At 69.3% G+C, this 2564-nt stretch carries 2 protein-coding genes; both read right to left on the bottom strand.

The genetic code is table 11. The annotated features are described in order from the left end of the window. Nucleotides 1–1291, bottom strand: a 1291-nt coding sequence (locus A612_RS11465) for a helicase-related protein (RefSeq protein ID WP_040436709.1), incomplete at its 3' end; no start/stop codon positions are given. A gap of 97 nt (nucleotides 1292–1388) precedes the next feature. Continuing rightward, a partial coding sequence (locus A612_RS11470) for an AMP-binding protein (protein WP_019374620.1) occupies nucleotides 1389–2564 on the bottom strand: 1176 nt, incomplete at its 5' end.

A 2564-nucleotide genomic window follows, 5' to 3' on the forward strand; every position in this document is an offset into this window, starting at 1 on the left:
TCAGCGTGCCGCGCTCGTCCACCGCGCCCAGTTCCTGCAGCAGCTGGTAGCCATCGGCGATGGCGCGCCCCGAGGGCGCCTCCAGGAAGGGAAAGTTCACCACGTCGCCCAGGCCGAGCGACTTCATGCGCAGGATGACGCCAGCGAGCGAAGAGCGCAGGATCTCCGGGTCGGTGAAGCGCTCGCGCTGCAGGAAGTCTTCCTCGGCATACAGCCGCAGGCAGACGCCGTCGGCCACGCGGCCACAGCGCCCGGCGCGCTGGTTGGCCGCCGCCTGGCTGATGGGCTCGACCAGCAGCTGCTCGACCTTGCTGCGGAAGGAATAGCGCTTGACGCGCGCCGTGCCCGCGTCGATCACGTAGCGGATCCCCGGCACCGTAAGCGAGGTCTCGGCCACGTTGGTCGCAAGCACGATGCGCGCGCGCCCGTGCGGCTCGAAGATCCGGTCCTGCTCGGCCTGCGACAGGCGCGAGAACAGCGGCAACACCTCGGCACTGCGCAGCACCGGCGACTGCTGCAGGTGCTTGCGCAGGTGGTCAGCCGCCTCGCGGATCTCGCGCTCGCCCGGCAGGAAGACCAGGATGTCGCCGCGCGCGCCGCCCGCCCACAGCTCGTCCACGCCCTCGGCGATCGCGTCCTGCAGGTCGTGGTCCCGCTTTTCCTCCCAGGGCCGCCAGCGCACCTCGACGGGATAGGTGCGGCCCGACACCATGATCACCGGCGCCGGCCCGGCAGGTGAGGCGAAATGCTGCGCAAAACGCTCGGCGTCGATGGTGGCGGAGGTGACGATGAGCTTCAAGTCCGGGCGCTTCGGCAGGATCTGCTTGAGGTAGCCCAGCAGGAAGTCGATGTTCAGGCTGCGCTCGTGCGCCTCGTCGATGATCAGCGTGTCGTACTGGAGCAGCAGCGGATCGCCCTGCGTCTCGGCCAGCAGGATGCCGTCCGTCATCAGCTTGATGGAGGCGCTCTTGTGCAGCGTGTCCTGGAAGCGCACCTTGTAGCCCACCACCTCGCCGGGCGCCGTGCCCAGTTCCTCGGCGATGCGCTTGGCGACCGACGAGGCGGCGATGCGCCGCGGCTGCGTGTGGCCGATCAGCCGGCCGCGCTCGCCCGGCCTGGCGTGCATGCGCCCGCGCCCCAGGGCGAGCGCCATCTTCGGCAGCTGGGTGGTCTTGCCCGAGCCGGTCTCGCCGCAGACGATGACAACCTGGTGCTCGGCAATGGCCGCCATGATCTCCTGGCGGCGGGCGGAGACGGGCAGCGACTCGGGGAAGGTGATCTGGTGCGGCATGAAGCTCGAATATGGCGGCGGCGCGGCAAAAACAAAGGGCTGCCCGGCAGCCCTGGCGTCCCTGCGAGCGGGACGAAAAACGCAACCGCCGATTGTCCTATGCCGCCGCGCCCGTGTCCTCCTGCTCCTGCAGCAGCCGCCACATGACCTTGCCGCTGCCGCTCTTGGGCAGCTGCGCCACGAACTGCACGCTGCGCGGCACCTTGTAGGCCGCCATGTGCTCGCGGCACCAGGCGATGATGTCCTCCTCGCTGGTATGCTCATGGCCCGGGCGCAGCACGACCACCGCCTTGGCGGATTCGCCCCGGTAGGCGTCGCGCGTGGAGATCACGCAGGCTTCCTGGATCGCCGGGTGGCGGAACATCAGCGCCTCGACCTCGGCCGGCCAGATCTTGTAGCCGCTGGCGTTGATCATGCGCTTGAGGCGGTCGGTGATGAAGAAGTAGCCCTCCTCGTCCATCCGGCCCAGGTCCCCGGTGCGAAAGAAACGCTTGCCGTCGAGCTCGAAGAAGGCCTGCTCGGTCGCCTCCGGCCGGCGCCAGTAGCCTTCGAACACCTCCGGCCCGTGCACCACGATCTCGCCCTGCTCGCCCTGCGGCAGCTCCTGCAGGGTCTCCGGATCGACGATGCGCGCATCGGTGCCGACGAAGGGAATGCCCAGGCACTGCTGCTTGGGGCGGTCCACCGGGTTGTTGTGGGAGGGCGCCGCGGTCTCCGTCAGGCCGTAGCCCTCGCAGAAGCGCAGGCCGTATTGCTCCAGCAGGCGCTGGGCCACCGCCTGCGGCATGGCCGCTCCGCCGCCGCCGATGTATTGCAGGCTCGTCAGGTCGAAGGACGCGAAATTGGGACTCGCCAGCAGGTCGATGACCATGGTCGGGATGTTGGTCCAGTTGGTCACCCGGTAGTGCGAGATCAGCCGGCCCGCCAGCTCCCGGTCCCAGCGCGGCATCAGCACCAGCGTGCCGCCGACGTAGATGCAGCTGTGCATCACCACCACCATCCCGGTGATGTGGAACATCGGCACCACGCCGAGCATCACGATCTCGCTGGTGCCGCGGCCCCACAGCGCCCCCGCGACCGCGTTGTGGTTGATGCTGCGGTGCAGGTGCATGCATCCCTTGGGCTGGCCGGTGGTGCCGCTGGTGTAGGGCAGCACCGCCAGATCGCCCTGACCGACCGTGTGCGGCGGGGGCGCCTCCTGGCAGGCCAGCGCCTCAGCCCAAGAGTGCACTTGGCCGCCGTCGAGCTGCGCCGGCGGGTAGTCGCCCAACAG

The organism is Melaminivora alkalimesophila (assembly GCF_000282995.1).
Classification (GTDB): Bacteria; Pseudomonadota; Gammaproteobacteria; order Burkholderiales; family Burkholderiaceae_C; genus Melaminivora; species Melaminivora alkalimesophila.